At 45.2% G+C, this 20,542-nt stretch carries 21 protein-coding genes and 1 pseudogene; 9 read left to right on the forward strand and 13 right to left on the reverse strand.

Going from position 1 to position 20,542, the window contains the following annotated elements:
• Positions 1-13 precede the first annotated feature (13 nt).
• Positions 14-424 (reverse strand): EamA family transporter, encoded by a 411-nt coding sequence (locus ABK01_RS03305; protein WP_253676232.1) that lies wholly within the window; start codon positions 422-424, stop codon positions 14-16.
• 201 nt (positions 425-625) lie between these two features.
• Here ABK01_RS03305 and ABK01_RS03310 point away from each other — a divergent pair, with 201 nt between their 5' ends.
• The gene (locus ABK01_RS03310; RefSeq protein ID WP_212566052.1) at positions 626-1,273 is read left to right on the forward strand and encodes a peroxiredoxin; all 648 of its coding nucleotides are present in this window, start codon (positions 626-628) and stop codon (positions 1,271-1,273) included.
• A 156-nt stretch (positions 1,274-1,429) separates the two neighbouring features.
• Here the strand turns inward: ABK01_RS03310 and ABK01_RS03315 are convergent, their stop codons facing one another.
• The 3 genes from ABK01_RS03315 to ABK01_RS03325 all read right to left on the reverse strand — a co-directional run bounded on the left by ABK01_RS03315 (position 1,430) and on the right by ABK01_RS03325 (position 3,763).
• Positions 1,430-1,945 carry an HdeD family acid-resistance protein gene (locus tag ABK01_RS03315; protein WP_212566053.1) on the reverse strand — a complete coding sequence of 172 codons (516 nt, stop codon included), beginning with the start codon at positions 1,943-1,945 and terminating at the stop codon, positions 1,430-1,432.
• Between the two features lie 146 nt (positions 1,946-2,091).
• Complete coding sequence (locus tag ABK01_RS03320; protein ID WP_212566054.1) at positions 2,092-2,901, reverse strand: class I SAM-dependent methyltransferase; 810 nt, start codon at positions 2,899-2,901, stop codon at positions 2,092-2,094.
• Between the two features lie 418 nt (positions 2,902-3,319).
• Positions 3,320-3,763: an Hsp20/alpha crystallin family protein gene (locus tag ABK01_RS03325; protein ID WP_212566055.1), complete on the reverse strand. Its 444-nt coding sequence runs from the start codon at positions 3,761-3,763 to the stop codon at positions 3,320-3,322.
• A gap of 531 nt (positions 3,764-4,294) precedes the next feature.
• Here ABK01_RS03325 and ABK01_RS03330 point away from each other — a divergent pair.
• Positions 4,295-5,506: a type III PLP-dependent enzyme gene (locus ABK01_RS03330; RefSeq protein WP_253676233.1), complete on the forward strand. Its 1,212-nt coding sequence runs from the start codon at positions 4,295-4,297 to the stop codon at positions 5,504-5,506.
• Between the two features lie 68 nt (positions 5,507-5,574).
• Here the strand turns inward: ABK01_RS03330 and ABK01_RS03335 are convergent, their stop codons facing one another.
• Both ABK01_RS03335 and ABK01_RS03340 read right to left on the reverse strand, forming a co-directional pair.
• Positions 5,575-6,000, reverse strand: a complete 426-nt coding sequence (locus ABK01_RS03335) for a flavodoxin (RefSeq protein WP_212566057.1) — start codon at positions 5,998-6,000, stop codon at positions 5,575-5,577.
• Between the two features lie 51 nt (positions 6,001-6,051).
• The gene (locus tag ABK01_RS03340; RefSeq protein ID WP_253676234.1) at positions 6,052-6,636 is read right to left on the reverse strand and encodes a DUF3793 family protein; all 585 of its coding nucleotides are present in this window, start codon (positions 6,634-6,636) and stop codon (positions 6,052-6,054) included.
• Positions 6,637-7,138: 502 nt separating this feature from the next.
• On the opposite strand from ABK01_RS03340, the gene ABK01_RS03345 reads away from it, so the two are divergent.
• The 4 genes from ABK01_RS03345 to ABK01_RS03360 all read left to right on the forward strand — a co-directional run bounded on the left by ABK01_RS03345 (position 7,139) and on the right by ABK01_RS03360 (position 10,986).
• On the forward strand, positions 7,139-7,576 hold the full coding sequence (locus ABK01_RS03345) for a GAF domain-containing protein (RefSeq protein WP_253676235.1): 438 nt from the start codon (positions 7,139-7,141) through the stop codon (positions 7,574-7,576).
• A gap of 69 nt (positions 7,577-7,645) precedes the next feature.
• Positions 7,646-9,094 (forward strand): hypothetical protein, encoded by a 1,449-nt coding sequence (locus ABK01_RS03350; RefSeq protein ID WP_253676236.1) that lies wholly within the window; start codon positions 7,646-7,648, stop codon positions 9,092-9,094.
• Positions 9,095-9,254: 160 nt separating this feature from the next.
• The gene (locus ABK01_RS03355; protein ID WP_253676237.1) at positions 9,255-10,052 is read left to right on the forward strand and encodes a metal ABC transporter permease; all 798 of its coding nucleotides are present in this window, start codon (positions 9,255-9,257) and stop codon (positions 10,050-10,052) included.
• A 406-nt stretch (positions 10,053-10,458) separates the two neighbouring features.
• Positions 10,459-10,986, forward strand: coding sequence for a type III toxin-antitoxin system ToxN/AbiQ family toxin (locus ABK01_RS03360; RefSeq protein ID WP_253676238.1), 528 nt, complete (start codon positions 10,459-10,461; stop codon positions 10,984-10,986).
• 6 nt (positions 10,987-10,992) lie between these two features.
• On the opposite strand, the gene era is transcribed toward ABK01_RS03360, so the two are convergent.
• From era to rsxC, 7 genes and pseudogenes are all read right to left on the reverse strand, one after another.
• Positions 10,993-11,880, reverse strand: a complete 888-nt coding sequence (gene era / locus ABK01_RS03365) for a GTPase Era (RefSeq protein WP_253676582.1) — start codon at positions 11,878-11,880, stop codon at positions 10,993-10,995.
• Positions 11,881-11,909: 29 nt separating this feature from the next.
• Positions 11,910-12,752, reverse strand: coding sequence for an RnfABCDGE type electron transport complex subunit B (locus tag ABK01_RS03370; RefSeq protein WP_212566062.1), 843 nt, complete (start codon positions 12,750-12,752; stop codon positions 11,910-11,912).
• Positions 12,753-12,769: 17 nt separating this feature from the next.
• Positions 12,770-13,342, reverse strand: a complete 573-nt coding sequence (locus ABK01_RS03375; protein ID WP_212566063.1) for an electron transport complex protein RnfA — start codon at positions 13,340-13,342, stop codon at positions 12,770-12,772.
• A 253-nt stretch (positions 13,343-13,595) separates the two neighbouring features.
• Positions 13,596-14,213: pseudogene (gene rsxE / locus ABK01_RS03380) on the reverse strand (electron transport complex subunit RsxE); the annotation flags it as partial.
• 13 nt (positions 14,214-14,226) lie between these two features.
• A complete protein-coding gene (locus tag ABK01_RS03385) occupies positions 14,227-14,805 on the reverse strand; it encodes an RnfABCDGE type electron transport complex subunit G (RefSeq protein WP_212566065.1) in 579 nt (192 codons plus the stop codon).
• Positions 14,802-15,815 carry an RnfABCDGE type electron transport complex subunit D gene (locus ABK01_RS03390; protein WP_212566066.1) on the reverse strand — a complete coding sequence of 338 codons (1,014 nt, stop codon included), beginning with the start codon at positions 15,813-15,815 and terminating at the stop codon, positions 14,802-14,804. Before ABK01_RS03390 ends, ABK01_RS03385 begins: the two co-directional genes overlap by 4 nt.
• 3 nt (positions 15,816-15,818) lie before the next feature.
• Positions 15,819-17,195 (reverse strand): electron transport complex subunit RsxC, encoded by a 1,377-nt coding sequence (gene rsxC, locus ABK01_RS03395; RefSeq protein WP_253676240.1) that lies wholly within the window; start codon positions 17,193-17,195, stop codon positions 15,819-15,821.
• Positions 17,196-17,303: 108 nt separating this feature from the next.
• Between rsxC and fabV the strand changes: the two genes are divergently transcribed.
• From fabV to ABK01_RS03410, 3 genes are all read left to right on the forward strand, one after another.
• A complete protein-coding gene (gene fabV, locus ABK01_RS03400; RefSeq protein ID WP_212566067.1) occupies positions 17,304-18,500 on the forward strand; it encodes an enoyl-ACP reductase FabV in 1,197 nt (398 codons plus the stop codon).
• A 107-nt stretch (positions 18,501-18,607) separates the two neighbouring features.
• Complete coding sequence (gene accB / locus ABK01_RS03405) at positions 18,608-19,210, forward strand: acetyl-CoA carboxylase biotin carboxyl carrier protein (protein ID WP_253676241.1); 603 nt, start codon at positions 18,608-18,610, stop codon at positions 19,208-19,210.
• A gap of 2 nt (positions 19,211-19,212) precedes the next feature.
• Positions 19,213-20,538: an acetyl-CoA carboxylase biotin carboxylase subunit gene (locus tag ABK01_RS03410; protein ID WP_212566069.1), complete on the forward strand. Its 1,326-nt coding sequence runs from the start codon at positions 19,213-19,215 to the stop codon at positions 20,536-20,538.
• The last annotated feature ends 4 nt before the right edge of the window (positions 20,539-20,542 follow it).

The raw sequence follows: 20,542 nt of genomic DNA on the forward strand, positions 1-20,542 counted from the left end.
TGCGGGTACCCTGCTACAAAAACAGCAGGGAGCCTACGGTGATGAGTACGCTGCCGAGGGCGGTTTTCATCGTTATCTTTTCATGCAAGATAAGGCACGACAGAATCAGCGTAAAGACAACGCTCAGCTTATCGATTGGCGCAACGCGCGACACTTCGCCGATTTGTATCGCCTTAAAATAGCATAGCCATGACGCACCGGTTGCAAGCCCCGAAAGAACAAGAAACACCCAATTAGCGACTGTTAAATCCTTTATACCTTTGATGTTCCCGTTTGCAAAAATAATTCCCCACGCCAGCACAAGCACCACAACGGTTCTTATCGCCGTTGCAAGCGTTGAGTCGATGCTTTTCATACCATATTTTGCAAAAATCGACGTAAAAGCGGCAAACACCGCCGAAAGGAATGCAAATAATTTCCACATAAGTTCAGTATATACTGAAATACATTCAATAATATAGGGCGCTATGGAGCAAAGCAGAGGCGGAGCAGGAATTCATTTACAAAACGATCTACAAAACGTCGGTAAATGAGAGCTAAAAGAAACAAAAAGATAGGAAGCGCTTGATTTTTTTTAAAAACTATGATATATTAAGAATCATTACTAAGATTCAAGGAGATACTTATGGACGAAAGAATTAACATGCCGCTCTTAGGCGATGCATTTCCCACTTTACAAGTGCAAACCACACAAGGACCGATGACATTACCGGCAGATATGAAAGGTTCGTGGTTTATCGTGTTCAGCCATCCTGCCGATTTTACCCCTGTATGCACAACAGAGTTTGTCGGTTTTCAGGAATTGATGCCCGAATTTGAAAAACTCGGCGTAAAATTAGTCGGTCTTTCCGTCGATCAGGTATTCAGCCATATTAAATGGATTGAATGGATGAAAAACAAGCTCAATGTACAGATTACCTTCCCCGTTATTGCCGCAAATGATTCTATCGCAAATGCGCTTGGTCTGCTGCATCCCGGTAAAGGAACAAACACCGTTCGTGCCGTATTCATCGTTGATCCCGAGGGAAAACTCCGGTTGGTACTGTATTATCCGCAGGAAATCGGCAGAAACATGAAAGAAATCCTGCGCGCGGTAAAGGCTTTGCAGATTTCCGACAAAGAAGATGTAGCGCTGCCTGCCAACTGGCCCGAAAACGGCTTAATTAAAGATCACGTGATTATACCGCCTGCTTCTAACGTAAAAGATGCCGAAAAGCGGCTCAAGGAATACGAGGGCTTTGACTGGTGGTTCTGCCACAAAGCGTTAAAGTAGCTGATACGTAAAGTAACGAACTAAGTGCGGTTATCTGTTAAGGAAACACTGATTAATTCGAATGCGAATGAATCAGCACTTCCCTAAGGGTAACCGCGTAAGTTAAAAATATTAAACGAAACCTCTAGAAACTTTGAGCAACAGCTCTCAATCCGGTTATCGTCCTCTAAAGAATAAAACGATGCTGATAATACCGTGATAGATAAAGTCGAAGCCGATCAGGTAGGCGACGAACAGGCTGGTAAAGAGCGGATGCATAAGCATAACGATTCCGCAGATGATACCCAGTATGCCGACTAATAGTAAATAAAAACCGCCTCTTCTGGTTATGTAGCGGATTTTAAAACTGATAACAAAACGTGTAATACCGCTGAATAATATCCAACAGGCAAAAAGATACGGAATAAATGTTGCAGCTGCAAACAAAGGACTGGACAGTACGAGAATTGAAAGCAGAATGGTGAGAATACCGTTCAGCAAAACAATCAAGATATGATCTTCTTTGTCTGCAAAATAATGGATAATTTCATAAACGCCGTTTATAAACATAACCACTGCGAAAAAAAACGAAAGCGATACCAAGCTGGTAATCGGGCTGACGAACATATAGATACCTGCAATAATAGAAAGGATACCTACTACCAACGCCGTAATACGGAACTCTTTTCTCATATCTTCTCCTTTAAGAATTATATTCCTAGTAAAAAGGGTATATGCCGTATCATATTTTGTCAAGCCGGAAGTATGTTAAAGCTAAAGTTTATAGGACATCCCTAAAACGGTAAATCTAGCTGTCAGGAAGTAATTACCGTATCCGCTTAATTCAGTTTTAAATGCAAAATAATAGTTCGGCCTCCATCATCGCACACTTTCATCGCGATACGGGTATACAGTTTTAATTTACGTTTCAGCATCTTCCGCGCGGTGGTGTAAAAGGTACGCTGCTCTATAAGTTCCATCCCGCATTTTCGCGCAAAGGCAGAACCGTCATCCACATAAAAATACATCTGTGCCGAAGTGTTACCTGTTTTTTGTACATACTTATTGGCATACTTTATACCGATTGCATTTGTCGCATCAAAAATTAATTCACCCTTTGGGAATCGCTCCTTAAGCGCCGATAAAAAGGCAAGAACTTTTTCTTCGCGGAAATACTGAAAGACGCCGGATACAATCAGCAAGGTCGGGATAGAGCTATCGATACCTTCCATCCACTCCAGTTTAAAAATATCTGCGCCGATCAGTGTTTCGTTTTCTCGTGTAGCCAAAATATTTTTACGCAAGGTTATCACTTCGGGTAAGTCGATTTCGTAAAAAGGAGCTTTAATTTCAGATAATCTAAACGCAGCCGTTTCCAATCCAGCTCCGAGATTGACGATGTTACATTTTTCATGCTTGGCATAAAAATTTTTTATCATTTCGTCAAAATTATAATAGCGGGCGACTGAAGCAAGCATCGTATATTGGGACGACGATTTCCAAATCCGTTCAAATGTACCTGCCGGAATTTTTGATTCCAACGATAAAGCTGTTTCATCATAAAAATATTCAGGGAACTGTTTAGATGCATAAATCCGCGCAGCCATCGGTATAAGCATTGTATCGGCTACGCCGTTAAATTCGTTCATAACAACCTCCAATCAAACTTGTACAGGAAATACTGAAAAATTAACAACCCGGTTTTTTACAAATTTACCTATACCATTATATCATTTATTTCTTTTTCCGGCAAACGGACAATAAACCTGTTCGATGACTTCGTTGCCGAACAGGTCGACGAGTTCTAAATCGCACAGATAGCACCTTAAAATGCAACAGTTGAACAAAGTGTGAACTTTGGAAACTGCTGTATTGATGTACAGAACGTGCATACGTTAATAAGCGACATCGTCAATTTACATCATCCGTGGTGTAAATTGACTTACGAGATAATATGATGCCACATATTGATAACAAAAAAGCCCTCCGCATAATTATCATGCAGAGGGCTTTTCGCTTAGTTTCTGCGACTTCGGTCAATCTTGATTCAGATTGATCGGAAATCTCTTAGTTTGACTTTATGGCAATCTGCCGACGGGGAGCAAGCTCCTTACGAGGTATGGTGACGGTTAATACGCCGTTTTTAAAGGCCGCTTCAACCTTGTCTTGGTCGATATCTTCAGGCAGGGTAAAACGTCTGACAAAGCGGCGCTGTGTGCGTTCGCGGATAAGGAATTGTTCTCCGTTAGGCTTTTCTTCCGTCTCTTTTGTTTCCTCATGATTGGAAGCAACCGTCAAAACACGTTCTTTTAAGTGAATGGTAACATCCTTTTCCGTATAACCGGGAAGATCAATATCCATAATATAGGCGCCGCTTGTTTCGCGCACATCAACAGTCGGATAATTCGCATTTGCCAACGGACTGAAAACTCCGAAATGAGGGTTGTCGTGATTTAAAGAGTCAAGCACAGAGTCCGCAAATAAGGGATTAAAAATACTTAATGAGTTCATAGTTTTCCTCCAAAAGGCTTTATAATAGTAGGGCTTTTAGAAAGCCCTTGAAGTTTTTCAACTTCACTTATTATTAAGCAACAAGCGTGCCAAGTTAGATCCTGAAGAAATTCGGTGTATATGGCTCTTTTTGCTCAATAATTCAGTGTATACCGCGCAATTTTCGGTTAAAAAAGGTTTAAATCGGATTATTTCCACCGTTTTTTTGGACTAAGGTTCCGGTTGAGCCGCCGCTTAATCTCTTTTCGTGATGCATTGTGTCATTTTATATGCCATATTGTATCAATATTTCCAATAAGAAACAAAACGTGTGTCATTATGAAACATATTTTAGCTTTGTTGTAAGAATCGCTCTTTTTTTTCGAAATTGCCGATAATTTTCGACTTTTTCTCTTTAAAAATAGGAAAAATCGGTTATACTGTTTCTTATTCATTTGTTGACAGATAAAAACAATATGATTATGGTAATATTTCTTTATAGCTAAAGCTATCAATACCACCATACTCCCATAGACGCATCCGGAGGCGGGCATGAATGTAACCGATTATCTCAGCGAAACAGAGTGGAAAAAGCTGGTGCAGTTTTCCGAAAAACTCGAAACGCCCTGTGTTGTTATCAATTTGGATCGAATTAAAAAAAATTACCTCGAACTAAAAAAGTTCTTTTCTACCGCAGACATTTACTATGCAGTGAAAGCTAATCCTCACGAAGAAATTTTAAAGCTTCTTATCGAGTTGGGAGCTAATTTCGATATTGCTTCGCGGTATGAGCTTGATAAGATTCTCGCTTTGGGAATCAGTCCTGACCGGCTTACCTACGGAAATACGATTAAAAAAGCAAAAGATATTGCCTACTTTTATGAAAAAGGCGTCCGGTTATTTGTTACCGACAGTAAAGAAGATTTAAAAAATATTGCAAAGTACGCCCCTCAATCGCATGTCTATGTCCGCATCTTGGTTGAAAACACCAATAGCGCCGACTGGCCGCTTTCCCGTAAGTTCGGCTGCCATCCTGATATGGCTTATGACCTTTGTATTTTGGCGAAAGAGCTTGGGCTTGTCCCGTATGGTATTTCATTCCATGTCGGTAGTCAGCAACGGGATATCGGGCAATGGGACGATGCGATTGCAAAAACAAAGTATTTGATGAGCTCGCTTGAAGAAGAAGAAGATATCGAACTCAAGATGATCAATATGGGCGGCGGTTTTCCTGCTTCATATATAGTACCGACCAATGAGCTTTCCGAATATGCGAGCGAAATTAACCGTTATCTTGACGACGATTTCGGAGATGAACGTCCGCGGATCATCCTTGAACCGGGAAGATCAATGGTAGGTGATGCCGGCGTTCTTGTTGCCGAAGTTATCACTGTTTCGAGGAAAAATAATACAGCCCTGCATCGCTGGGTCTATGTTGATGCAGGGGTCTTTAACGGATTGGCGGAAACACTCAACGAAAGTATTAAGTATCCTATTGTAACGTCAAAGGATTCAAATTGCAGCAAGCGCGGCGAAGTGATTCTTGCGGGGCCGACTTGCGACAGTATGGATATTATGTATGAAAAATATAAATATCAACTTCCAATCAATCTCAAGCCGGGAGATAGGGTGTATTTTCTCACTGCAGGCGCCTATACGGCCAGCTATGCATCCGTAGAATTTAACGGCTTTCCTCCGCTTAAAACCTATATTATGAAATCAACAACCCCGACGCAGAGCGTTGCCGAGGACGGCAGGTATTAAACTCTCCGCACGAATAAAAAACGGCACAAAGATACGTTCTTTGTGCCGTCCATTACCGTGTTTGACGGTTATTTTGCGAATCGCTCACCGAATTCTTTACATTTTTTCTGTGCTTCTTCATCGGGATCGTCATAAGCGATGAGACCTTCTTCAAACACATCGGCTCCATCTCTTTTTGCACGTTCTACCCATGTCTGCATCCATTCGCCGTCCGCCCATTCATAGGATCCGAACAGTGCAATTTTGCGCCCTGAAAGTTTATTTTCGATTGATGCAAAGAACGGTTCAAATTCATCCGGTTCCAGCTCTTCAGCACCCATCGCAGGGCATCCGAATGCGATTTTATCATAGCTGTCCAATTTATCCGCACTGAACTGAGCAACGGGGAATAATTCAGCATCTGCTCCGCCTGCTTTCAGTCCGTCCATAATACAATGGGCCATCTTTTCGGTATGACCGGTTCCGCTCCAAAATACTACTGCAACTTTTGCCATAGCAAACTCCTTATAAAGTGTGATGAGAATAATAGAAGTATTATTCTGTCATTAAGCTGCACAAACAATCTCAAAGATAGTCATGCCGCTTTTTATCTGTAAAGCAAAACGCTCTTTACATTCCGTATACTGGTGGAACACTTGTAATGCTTTTTCGGGATTGCTGTATACCTTCCAGTATCCGCACAGCAAACAATTTCGGCCTCCTGTTTTTACATACTGCATTACATCATCTGCAGGATAACCTAAAAAAAACCCGATTTCGTGCGGAAAGCTGTCTCTGCAATGCCTGTTTCGTGCTCCTCTTAAAACAGACATTCGATCCTTTAACCGCATAATAATTGCTTCAAGCCCGCTTTCCGGCCGATATCCGAAAGATTGCAGCACCATGGTCACTGAAGGTTGAAAACAAAGGCGAGCGAGCAAATCCTTCCGATATACTAATATTTGAGCGCGGTTTTCGCATACGCAAAGTGGGGTAAAATATATTCCTTGCTCATTCAGTATCGCGTTATAGGTATCACACCATTGAATATCGGCGCTTGGAAACGACACAAGATTCGCCGGTTTAATTCCTGCTAAACAAGGGGCTGCATGACGGGCAAGATTTGCTTCAACGTAAGCGTGCGGTAACATAATAGTATTATGCACATAGAACCCGAAAAATGTCAACCGTGAATAACTGGAATTTTTCGGGCAAACGCATCAGACATTTTTTGAATATCCCCGCAAAATCAGGAGGCTGTTCAAGCAGAGTTGAACCTCTCCGCGGTTCAAATGCTTGCCCAACCTCCTGATTTTGCGATTTATATTTACCCGCCTGATGTGTTTGTCCGACTTTTAAAACAAAGTGCGAAAAATTTTAAAAAATTTTTCGCAAATGGCAGGGAGTCGTATCATATTTGTCCTGATGCGGTTGCCCTACATACTTGAAACCTTACGTCGCATAATCGGTTTTTCATTTTATCATTAAGGAGGAACAAACCGCTGCATCGGATTCGATTGCCCTGTATACTATAAATATTATACTTGACAATATATTATATTATAAATAGTATTTTAACGTTTAAAGAAACACCACAGGCAGCATTAAAAACGGGTTGTTGATCTTAGTTAAAGATAAAAGTAGGAGCGAAAAATGAAAGAAAAATTAGCTCAATATCGTGCATTAATCGAAAGCGAAACCGATGTTATTGCGGTAATGGCAAATACCAGCGCGTTTATCATGGAAAATATTTCCGGCTTAAATTGGGCGGGGTTTTATCAAATGAAAGGTGATGAATTGGTTCTGGGGCCATTTCAAGGCCGACCGGCTTGCTATCGCATTGGTTATGGAAAAGGTGTCTGCGGGCATTGTGCGGTCAATCGGAAAAGTATCATGGTGCCGGATGTACACGCTTTTCCCGGACATATCGCCTGCGATGCGGCAAGTAAAAGTGAATTAGTTGTACCGATTATTCACAACGGTATTTTATTCGGTGTGATTGATCTTGATGCTTCCGAATGCGATCATTTTACTGATGCCGACAGGTGCTTTGTCGAGGCTATCGCCGAAATATTTTCTCAAAAATTATAACAGAGAACCTCTAAGAATTCCGGTTTTTAGAAGATGCTTAAAACAGTTTGCAAGGAGTTATCCGACTCTATGAAAAAGATTGCTTGTATAACGGTATGGTTATCCGCAGCCTTTGTTCTTTTTGCTCAAACGGAAACGGGGATGCCGCAAGATTCGGTGTATCAAAAGCTCTTACGGTATCGTGTTGAACATGACAGCAATTACCGGCAGCTGCAAATGCAGGCGGATATTGCGGCCAATAAAGCGGAAAAAGCAAAAACCGAATCGTTAGTAACGATGGAAGTCGGCAGCGGAAATACACAGTTCGTTCTTAACACCGATGCGGACAAACGAGGTGTTACCACTGCGCCGTATGCGAATATCGCATTACCTTCGTACAATAATACAAGCATAAAACTGAGCGTACCGTACAGTAAAGTAGGGCAGCGGCAAGAAACCGGCGCCGAGGTTTCCGTGTCTACCGATATTTATTCCAAAAATGCAGAAGCGAAAAAATATTCGTTCAATCTTGCACAAACCGTAGCAGATCAAGCGAGGCGGGCAAAAGAAGAAGGTTTGGCGCTTGCTGAAAAGCAATTCCTTCAAGATATCCAACGGCTTTTGGACGATTATACAACACTGCTTGATAAAGAACTGAGCGAAGTAAAAGCGGAGATTCAATACAATCAAACAAAGGCTCAAGGTTATGCCGAAAACTCAACGAAAATGCGTACAGCTCATTTAGAGCTATTGGGTGCAAAACGGGAACATCAAAATGCGGATTTTAACTTTTCGGCGTCATACCATGCTTTTGCGGAAAGCTGCGGTCTTACAACCGATGAGGCACCTCAAATGTTTTTAACGTCGCTATGGAATTCCATCCCCGTACAAAAGGCAGCGGATATCGAGCAGTATCCTCAAGCTGCTTATAAAAAACTTGTTGAAGCGGAGCAACGGCATACTCAAAATGCAGCGAAACGGAATATTGAACTGTCTCCGTTTTCCATCGGCGCCGATGCCGGTTATAAATTGCGCAATACGAAAATCGGCAGCGGTTCTGCAAAAAATGAACATTCCGTCTTAGGCGGATTGAGTATGCAATTCCCCGGCGGAAAGGCGTATACCGGTGTCGAGGTTCCGCTTGCGGATCCTAAAAATACGGCGCTTAAACTTTCGTTTAGTTGGAATCCTTTTTCAATTCAGTATCGGAAACTCGATAAAAAAAATGCCGAGCTTGAAGATGCGATTGAACGGCTTAAAATTGAAGATGCGAAGGAACACTATCAAAAACAACTCCATACTAATAACACATCGAATGAACAGATGACATGGCAGCAAACGGCAACGGCGGATGAATTGAGCATCTATAAGCAAAATGCCGATGACCACGCTCAATGGTACCGCAACGGTGTTATCAGCAAGGTGGAAAGTCTACAAGCTGAACTTGAGTACAAAAAAGCGGAAGTCCGCTATGCAAAGGCTAAAACTGCCGTTATGATTTTCAATATCGATACGGCGTTGCTGTTTGAAAAGCAGTAGCGAAACGACTAAGATTCACTTATGTAAACCGCCGTGTTTTTCACTGTTTTGCTCAGAGATTATCCTTTGCACCGAATATTCCAATTTTCTGAAATAGTCGTTATATTCTTGGGAAGAACCCTGATAGCCTTTCTGCCTAAAATCTGATAGTATAGCCGCTATGTTGAAATACGCTTTTATGCAGAACGCCTTTATTGTGTCATTCTTTATCGGCATTCTCTGCCCATTAATCGGTATTTTCCTTGTTTTGCGGCGGTATTCGCTTATTGGCGACACCCTTGCGCACGCCTCGCTGACAGGGATTACGCTCGGGCTGGTTACCGGCGTTAACCCCATCATCGGCGCGTTTACCTTTACCTCGGCGGCGGGAGCGCTCATCGAAGCGCTACGCAATTACTTTAAAGAATACAGCGACCTCATCCTTTCCATCGTTCTTTCGCTCAGCGTCGGTATTGCCATCACCCTAATGAGTTCAGGGTTGATACGCACTAATGCCGAAGCCTATTTGTTCGGAAGCATCTTAACGGTTTCAGTCTCCGACGTTATCACCGTTATTGTATTGAGCTGTTTTGCCGTTGCCGCATTGGCGGTGCTGTACCATAAGCTGCTATATATAACGCTTGATGAGGACATCGCATATATCATCGGAATCCGCGTAAAGACAATCAATTATATTTTCTCAATTTTAGTGGCAGCGACAATCGCCGTTTCCATTAAGATAGTGGGGATTCTCGTATTAAGTTCGATGATTGCCTTGCCGGTTGCAGCCGCGCTACAGCTGCACACAGGCTTTAAGCGGACGGTGTTTTTTTCAATCTGTTTCGGTATCGCGGATATTATGCTCGGGCTTATCTGTTCGTACTATTTAAACGTCGCCCCCGGCGGCTTTACCGCACTTATTTCGGTTTTTATGCTGTTGCTGGTGCTGATTATAAAAAAGCTGCGAAGTCCTTTTTGAAAATATACGGTGCATCTACTTCGTTACTGCACACAAATTAATTCTCAACGTATCAAAGATACGCCTGCGATTAATTTGTGCTCGTGCCTCGTATCTGCAGCGTCTATTTTCAAAAGGCTAACGAAAAGTCTATTTTCAAAAGTGGTACTATTCCTGCAAAACAGATTGTAGCAGCCTTGTAGGCTAAACTGCCTAAAAATTGATACCCGTGTATAATACACTTTCTTGACTTTAACTATTTTTTGTATTATATTGTAATTAATGGTGAGTCCTACCGTTAAGTGGAATCCTTAAACGCAGTGTACCCTACTGAGAGTGGGAACTTTAGAAATGCGGTGAGTCCTACCGTTAAGTGGAATCGATAAAGCCGTTCAGTTAGCTGATACGGCTTTTTTTATAGGTAAATATGAAACAAGAAAGACTGAATTTATATTTTATAGATATGAAATATGTGCGAAATTTACATAAGGTCGATGATCGTGTTCAGTCAATTTCCCTTCAAATTCATAAAAGTAATCGTCCTTTTGTAGGAATTATTATTATTTGTAATGAATATAAATATTGTGTACCATTGGATTCAGCAAAAGAAAAACATAAGATGCACAAGAATGATGTAGACTTTACCCGTATCTTTGACGATGAACAACTCATAAGTGTTTTGAACTTTAACAATATGATTCCTATTGATGATAAATTTATTACAAAAATTGATTTGAAGCCGAATGTAAAAGATTCTCGATCTCAAGCAAATTATAAAAAATTGTGCATAAAAGAAATTGAATGGTGCCGTAAACATCAAGAAGCAATCGTAAAAAAAGCAAATAAATTGTATTGTTTGGTTCAAAAGCCTAATTGTAGTAGTAATCTCAAAAAACGATGCAATGATTTTAAAAAACTTGAGAAAGTATTGGAAAAATTATTGCAAAGACCATAAAGCATCCTATTCCTGCAATACAGCTTGCAAAACACGATCTTTTTGGCGCCAATTTTTATCGACGCGTACCTGTAAATCAAGCTGCACACGATAGGGGAAGATTTTCCGCAGTTCTTTTTGGGATTCTACTCTGATTGCTTTAATCAGTGCCGCGCCCTTTCCGATAACCATAGGCTTTTGACTTTCCCGCTCTACACACAGAAAAGCGCGGACAAAAAGCTCCTTGCCGTTCTTTTTCATTTCCATATCCTGAATATCAACATACAGCGCATGGGGAATTTCTTCGTAGAGACGGCCGATAGCTTGGCCGCGAATAATTTCGGCAATACGGAAATCAACCGGCTGGTCGGTATAAAAGTCTTCGGGATACAAAAGCTCACCTTCGGGCAGAAGAGAAAACAACGCGGCAAGCACGGGTTCAAGCCCCGTCTTTTCCTGTGCGGACAGCTCGAAAATCCGCTCTTGCGGTAGATCGGGTAAGGCCTGCATCAAGCTGATATGGGTTTGCCCGGGACGCGCAGCGGGACTGTCGGTTTTATTAATACCGGCAATCAAGCGATCTTGTTTATTTTTCAGCAATGCACAGATAGCCAGCTCTTCTTCGCCGAACGGACGCGCCGCATCGATAAGATACAAAATCGCCTCCGCCTCTTGCAGACGGTTTTCCGCAATGAGCTGCATACGGCGGTTTATTTTTTTTTCACTGATATGATAACCGGGCGTATCAATAAAGATAATCTGCCCCTGCTCCGCCGTAAGGATACCGCGGACGGAGCTGCGCGTGGTCTGCGGCAGCGCAGAAACAATCGATACCGTTCCGCCGCAGACGCTGTTTAGAAATGTTGACTTTCCGGCGGAGGGGCGTCCGATAATACAGACAACGCCGCTCCGCATGTTTTTATCCGGCACGTTGAGTACGCCGCTTAGCTCGCTTGGCACGCGCTGCACGGAGACTGTACTGCGATCTTATCTTCAACTAAGGCAAGTACCTTTGTCGGGCAGCCTTTAATACAGATACCGCAGGAATCGCATAACTCGTAATTAACTTCGGGGATTCCGTTGATAACTTTTATCGCACCCTTAGGGCAATTCTTCTCACACTTCATACACTTGATACAGCCGCGCTTACAGTTTTTCATAATAACGGCTTTTCTCGGATTTCTGCATGAACAAAGCGCAATGGAACCTTTCCGCGAAGTGGGTACCGTGGTTAAAATATGCTGGGGACAAGCTGCAACACAGACTGCACAGCCGGTACACTTTTCGTAATCGACGTGCGGAATCCCATCCTCTCCGACATGGATAGCGTCAAACGGACAGGCCATTTCGCAGTCGCCGAGGCCGATACAGCCCCAATCGCATTCCCGCAGTCCGTTTACGGAAATCTTTGCGGCGCGGCACGTTTTAACGCCGACGTAATCAGCCTTTTCCTTACAGACATCGTGTGAACCTTGGCACAGTAACACCGCAACCTTTGCATCGGCATTTGCCGAAACGCCCATAATCGCGCCGACCTTTGCAGCAACGGGACCTGCCCCGACGGAGCAGCCGTTTACCGGCGCATTGCCGCTTGCAACCGCAGCCGCAAAACCGTCGCAGCCCGGGAACCCGCAGGCGCCGCAGTTTGCGCCGGGAAGCACCTCACGAATTTTTGCAACCGTTTCATCAGGCGCTACATAAAACAGCTTTTTAAAAAAGCCTAACAAAAAGCCTATCGCCAGTGATAAAATCAACGAGACAATAAGCGTTAAAATAATCGTATGCATACTCTTTTCCTACTCCTTTAAATCATGCCTGCAAAACCGCCGAATGCCAAAGACAACAGAGCCGCAGCGACAAACAAAATAGGAGTACCCTTGAGGTACTTAGGTATCGGGGCAATATCAATGCGTTCACGTAAACCGGCAAACAAAACCATTGCCAACATATAGCTGATTGCGACACCGATCGAATACACCATCGACTGAATAAAGGTATAGTCAGCGGCGATAACATCGAGCGTAACCGCTAAGATAGCGCAGTTTGTCGTGATAAGCGGCAAATACACACCCATCGCCGAATAGAGCGCCGGAGCGGATTTTTTCAAGTAGAACTCTACCAGCTGAACCAAGCTCGCAATAACCAAGATAAAGAGCAATGTCTGCAAAAAACCGAGGTTATACGGTGCAAGAACCAGTTTATAGAGCGGATAGGTCGCTGCTGTTGCAATAACCGTAACAAAGAGAACCGCCCACCCCATACCGGTAGATTTCTTAACATCGGATGTCATACCGATAAACGAACACAACGCAAGGAAGCGGATAAAAACGATATTTTTTACAAATACCGCAGCAAGAAAAATCTTAAACAGTTCCATTTTCAGTTTCCTCCTTTGCAGGTTCAGCAGCAGCTTCGGTATTTGGTGCAACGGCTTGTTTCTCCGCTTCTGCTTGTGCTGCGGTAGCTTCTTTTTGTTCAGCAACCGGTTTCGGTTTGGCTGCAGCAGCTTCTTTTTCCGCTTCCGCTTTTAACGCAGCCTCTTTTTGTGCAGTCTCCGCCTTGAGCGCAGCTTCTTTTTTCAGCTCAGCATCGCGTAATGCAGCAGCTTCTTGCAATGCCGCTTCTTTTATCGCAGCAGCCTTCCGTATTTTTCGCTGCTTCCGCTGATCCTGTATCAAATAGGTCAAGGCAATCAGAACCCCGAATACAAAGAAGCCTCCGGGAGAGTTCGCAAAGAATTTAATAAGGTAATCGTCTGATAAAAGACGCACACCCAGCACAGTACCGCTTCCTAAAAGCTCGCGGATGGCAGACATCACAACCAACACCCACGTAAAGCCCAAACCCATACCAAAGGCATCGGCAATCGCTTTTAAAGGAGACTCTTTCGAGGCAAAGGATTCAACACGCCCCATAATGATACAGTTTACAACGATGAGTTTGATAAAAATACCCATCGATTCGGAAAGTTCCGGCAAAAAAGCCTGCATCAAAAGGTCTACAATGGTAGTAAACGACGCGATAACAATGATAAAAATAGGGATACGGATATCGTTCGGGATAAATTTCCGAAACATACTGATAATCAGTTCACTCAACACGATAACGAAGGTCATCGCAAGCCCCATTCCGATACCGTTTGCAACCGAGGTTGTAATGGCAAGCGCGGAACAAAGCCCGATCATCAGCATAATGAGGGGGTTTTCTTTTACCAACCCGTTCGTAAAAATGCGTACATACTCTTTCATAACCGTTCTCCTCTTAGTTTCCGCTGCCTGAGCCACCAAGACCTTGGCTGCTCATGTATGAAGAAGCGGCATCGACGGCGATTTTTACCATACGGGTAACAGCCGTAGAGGTAATCGTAGCGCCGGCAATCGCTTGAACATCGCTTCCCAGCGCAAAGGCATCGGTAGTCGGCTTATTACGGAACTGTCCGATGAACGGTTCATCCTTCGCCTTTGTTCCGATACCGGGTGAATCGGTTAATGTCAAAAACTGAATCATCCTCAGCTTTTCTTCCATATCAATACCGATAAGAATAGTCGCCTGATCATAGGTATGCCCGCTCACCGTTACGATAATTCCCGCAGGCTTATCCCCCTGTAATGCGATAAAAGTATCGCCGAACGCTACCTTATCAACTGATTTCGGCATTCCTTCGGTAACAGGGCGAAATGAATCCGCCTCGGGGAAAATCGCTTGAAGCGCAAGTTTCGTCTTTGCTTCCTTTGAAGCGAGAATGCGGGGAGCGGTAAGCATATTGACCGCAGCAAGCGCAAGACAAGCAACAACAGTATAGAGCGCCAACGTAACGGATAATTTCATCATCTGTTTCATTTTGCACCTTCCTTGGCTGCCTTAACGGGCTTTACATATCCGTATTTTTTCTGAATCAGTTTATTTAAGAATGTAACGACCGAATTCATAATCAAAATACTGTACATAACGCCTTCCGGCATTCCGGCAAACAGACGCATTAAAGCGGTAATTAAGCCGCAGCCCGCGCCGAAGATAATTTGTCCTTTAAAGGTTACGGGCGACGTTGCATAGTCGGTAGCCATAAAGACGGCGCCGAACAGCAAACCGCCGCTTAACAGCGTCAAAAGCGGATCGATACCCGCAAGCCATGTTACCAACACTGCCGTTACTACCATAGAAACAGGAATCTGCCATTCAATAACGTGGGTAACCAGCAAGTAGACAAAACCGATGAGAATGAGCGCCGCGCTCGATTCACCGATACAGCCGCCGTGATCTCCTAAAAAAAGTTTAAGATATACGTCGCTCGAAGAGGACAAACCCATCTTCTCTGCGATTGTCGCCGCAGTGGAAATCCCGCCTTCCGACATTTTTAGGTACGAAAGCGGCGTTGCCGTGCTCACTGCGTCAAAACCGTGATGAGGAGCAACCCACGAGGTCATCAGGCGTGAAAAACTGACAAAGGCAAACGCACGGCCTACCAATGCAGGGTTAAACGGATTTGCGCCGAGTCCGCCGAAAAACTCTTTTGCTACGACAATGGCAAAGATTGCGGAAACAACGACAATCCAAATAGGAATAAGCGGCGGTAACACAAGCGCTAACAGCAAACCGGTTACTGCAGCGGAGCAATCCTTTATGCGGATATCCTTGCCCATCGCTTTACGGAATGCCGCTTCGGAACCGACCGCGACGCCTACGGAAACAATAATACGGATGAGCGCCGGCACTCCATACAGATAAATACCGTACAGCGCAAGCGGAGCAAGCGCAATCAGCACGTGTATCATCAGTTTTTTAGTGGTTACGGGACTCGCAATATGCGGCGCAGGAGAAAGATAAATTTCGTTCTTATCTGATTCGGCCATAGCTTATTTTCCTCCTTGCGCGGCTGTTGCCTTTGCCGCTTCTTTTTGCTTTGCTTCGCGTAACAGCTGCTTTCCAACCTTGAACCGCTGGACAAGCTTTATACGCGCCGGACATACGTAAGAACAAATACCGCATTCAACGCAGTCCATAAGCCCGCAGCGGACAGCTTCATCAAGCTTATTCGCCTTTAATGCACGTATCATCAGAACCGGCGACAACTGACAACTGCAATGGGTTACGCACTTTCCGCATCCGATACACGGGCTTTCTTCATCAAGGTTGACTTCCTCCCTTGTTAAGAAAAGAACACCGGATGTATTCTTTTGCACGGGGAAATCGGCGCTCTTCATTGCAAAGCCCATCATTGGACCGCCTGAAATGATTTTGGTAACACCGGGTTTTAAGCGGATGACATCAGGGATTAAATCGCCGATACAGGTACCGATAGGGGCGATCACGTTCACAGGATTTTCGCAGGCTCCACCCGAAAGCGAGAGCGGACGATCAATGAGCGGCGCTCCTTTACGGAACGCATCGGAAATCGCCTTCATTGTTCCGACATTCTGAACGATACACCCAATCTGGAACGGAAGCCCGCCGGAAGGAATCTCTCTGCCGACCACAGCGGAAGTCAGATTTTTTTCACCGCCTTGCGGATATTTCGTTTTGCACAACTCAACGGAAATATCATAAGCGCCCGGTCCGACAGGATTTTGTTTTATCTTTGCAATAGCTTTTTCAAACACCGGCACCAAATGTGTTTTATTGTCTTCAAGCGCAATAATCCCCTTGTCGGCTCCGGTAATGTGCATAATAATCGCCATCCCGTCTACAATCGTTTCGGCGGAATGATACATCGTCGCAGCATCGGTACACAGATACGGCTCGCATTCTGCAGCATTACCTAAAATGTAGTCTATCTTCGCATCTTTAGGGGGACTCAATTTAACATGTACGGGGAAAGAAGCTCCGCCCATACCGGTTATACCAGCCTCCCGGATACGCTTAATAGCGTCCTCTTTTGTGCAGGTGAAGGGATCAAGCGGTTCCATAAAGGACTCGGAAGTATCCTCGCCCGCTTGAATTGCAATACAAAGTGCGTCCGTATTACCGGTAACGAGATGGGGTTCTATTTTTTTTACGGTACCGGAGATCGAAGCATGTACAGGCGCAGACATAAATTTGTCCGTTTCCGCTATTTTTTGACCTCGTACAACCGTATCTCCAACCTTTACCAACGGAGTATTCGGAGCACCGCCTTGGGTAACAGGAATCCACACCATCTTTGTTGATGGCATGACAGCCAAGACTTCGGATTCGGCGGAAATAAATTTCCGCTCGGGAGGATGACAGCCTCCTTTAAATGATTTAGTACTCATTCTTCTATTATATAAAACATCATATATTCAGTCAAGAAAAAAACACTATTGCCAATTATTGCATAATTAGGCATTATAAAGGTTCAGAATAGTAAGGAGTAGAATATTATGAGTATGAAACCGATGCTGAGAAGCAATATCTGTTTGAATGCGCATCCTCAAGGATGTAAAAAGGCGGTTGAAGATCAAATCGCATATACAAAAAAACGGGTGGCATCTCACCCTGCGGGAACGGCAGTACCGAAAAACGTTTTGGTAATCGGCTGTTCGGGCGGATATGGACTGGCAAGCCGCATTACGGCAGCGTTCGGCTACGGAGCTGCAACCATCGGTGTATCGTATGAAAAAGCCGGTTCCGAAAAAAAATGGGGAACTCCGGGGTGGTATAACAATTTAGCGGTTGACACCGCTGCAAAAGAGGCGGGGCTTATCTCCGTTACGATAAACGGCGATGCGTTCTCCGATGCTATTAAAGCGCAAGTGATTGATGAAGCAAAAAAGCGCGATATGAAATTTGATTTAATTGTCTACAGCGTGGCAAGCTCCGTGCGTACCGATCCCGATACCGGTGTTACCTACCGCTCGGCGCTCAAGCCTTTTGGGAAGCCCTTTACCGGCAAAACCCTCGATCCGTTCACCGGCGCTTTGACGGAAATTACCGCGGAACCGGCAACCGACGAGGAAGCCGCCGCTACCGTAAAGGTGATGGGCGGTGAAGATTGGCAGCGGTGGATAGAAAAGCTCGATGCGGCGGATCTGCTTGCACAAGGATGCATCACGGTCGCCTATTCCTACATCGGGCCGGAAGCTACGCAAGCATTGTACCGCAAGGGAACCATCGGTAAGGCGAAGGAACACTTGGAAGCCACCGCCCATGTACTGAACACAAAACTCGCTGCCTTAAAAGGTCAAGCGTTTGTGTCGGTCAATAAGGGGCTGGTAACCCGTGCAAGCGCTGTTATTCCGGTTATCCCGCTCTATTTGGCAAGTCTTTTCAAGGTGATGAAGGAAAAAGGCACGCACGAAGGCTGTATCGAGCAGATCAACCGCCTCTTCGACAGCCGTCTGTACACGGCGGACGGGGTTATCCCGACGGATAGCGAACACCGCATCCGCATCGACGACTGGGAATTGGACGAAGCGGTGCAGTCCGCCGTTGCAGAGATTATGGCGACCGTTACCGACGAGACCAGCCGCGAGCGTACCGATGTAGACGAATACCGACACGACTTTTTGGCTATTAACGGGTTTGATATTGCCGGTATCGATTACGATGCCGAGATTGACCGGTTCGACCGGATATAAGGTATGCTGCTTCTTTGCGAATCCGCATCGGTTGTGTGTATCAGCTTCCGGCGCATTGAGGCAAAGAAGCATCGGCATTAACACAGACTAAGAAACAGAGTAAGAATATGAACGAAAAATTTATTTTGAATGTCTTTGACAAGTTTGAAAAAAGCTCGGCTGTGCTGCTGCACATAAAGGAAGGCGAAGCGGAGCTGACCCTAAAAAAAGAAGCTGCGTATCAAAATGCTCAGGCAGCCGTACCGTTCGCATTGCACAATGTACCGATGCAGCCGATTGCCGGAACGGAGACAAGCGGATATGCGGCAGGAGTCGGCGTACAAAACTCTCCTGCGAATGGCGGAACAACTTTTGCCGCTGGGGGGATGGGGCAGGCAAATGCAATGGGCGCAGCCGCCGGTTTTACGGGCACAGGAATCAATCCGGCAAGCGCACCGAGTGCAGCGGCGGTTACCCCCGGCACTGATGTAAACCTCGTTACGGTGAAAAGCCCCATTGTCGGCTCCTTCTACCGCTCGCCGTCTCCCGATGCTCCTGCGTATGTAGACAAGGGGTCTAAGGTTTCCAAAGGGCAGCCTCTCTGTATCCTCGAAGCAATGAAGATGATGAATACCCTTGAATGCGAGTACGACGGTATTATTGAAGATATTCTTGCGGCAAACGGCGATTTAGTCGAGTTTAACCAGCCGCTCTTTACCATCAGGATTTAAGTATGATACGGAAAATGCTGATTGCGAACCGCGGCGAAATTGCCGTCCGCGTTATCCGCGCATGCCGTGAAATGGGCATCGAAACGGTCGCCGTGTATTCAACTGCCGACAAAGAATGCCTGCATGTGCAACTTGCGGATCACGCAGTGTGCATCGGGCCGCCGCCTTCCTCCAAAAGCTATTTGAACAAGGATACGCTGATTACTGCCGCGCTCTGTACCGGCTGCGATGCCGTACACCCCGGTGTCGGCTTCCTTTCCGAAAACGCAGATTTTGCGCGGGAGGTGGAAAAAGCCGGTATGTTTTGGATCGGCCCCAAACCCGACACCATCGAAATGCTTGGTGATAAGGTAAGGGCACGCGAGACCGCGCAAAAAAGCGGTCTTCCGATTACCCCCGGCTCTAAGGGTGCGATTACCACCAAAGAACAAGCGGCGAAAACCGCGAAGGAGTGCGGGTACCCCGTCATCATCAAAGCTGCCTCAGGCGGCGGCGGAAAGGGTATGCGTATCGTCTGGAAAGAAGTCGACTTAGCCGAAAACCTTTCCATTGCATCTTCGGAGGCGGAAGCGAATTTTGCCGACGGTACAGTCTATATCGAAAAATACTTGAGCGATCCGCGGCATGTTGAGCTTCAGGTTATCGGCGACGGTGCAGGCGGGGTTGCAATTCTCGGCGAGCGGGACTGCTCGGTGCAGCGGAATCATCAAAAGCTGATAGAAGAAAGCCCCTCGCAGGCAGTGAGCGACACAATGTATGAGACGATGTGCAAAGGCGCCAAAAAGCTTTTTTCTACGCTCAAGTATTGCGGAGCGGGTACCATCGAATTTCTCGTTTCCGGTGATCAGTTCTATTTTATGGAAGTAAACGCACGGGTACAGGTTGAACATCCTGTTTCCGAGATGGTAACCGGTACCGACATCATCCGTGAGCAGATTACCGTGTGTACGGGCGGCAAGATGACGCTCCCCGACGGCGTAGTGCCGGTAAATGGCTGGGCAATAGAAGCCCGTATCAATGCGCGCACCCCCGGGCTGATTACAAACTTGCGGGTGCCCGGCGGAAACGGTGTCCGTTTCGACGGATTTTTATATCAGGGCTACAAGGTGGTGCCGTTCTACGATTCGATGACGGCCAAGCTGATTGTGCACGGGGCGGATCGGGCACAGGCTATTCAAAAGCTGCTATGTGCGCTGGATGAACTGCATATCGAAGGTATTCAAACGAATATCGAAGAGCAAAAGACGATTTTACGATCGGCTCAATTCCAATCGGGTTCTTTCGGCACAAGTTTGTATGCGCAGCTATTCACTAGTGAAGATAAATAAGGAA

Source organism: Treponema sp. OMZ 305, assembly GCF_024181325.1.
GTDB lineage: Bacteria > Spirochaetota > Spirochaetia > Treponematales > Treponemataceae > Treponema.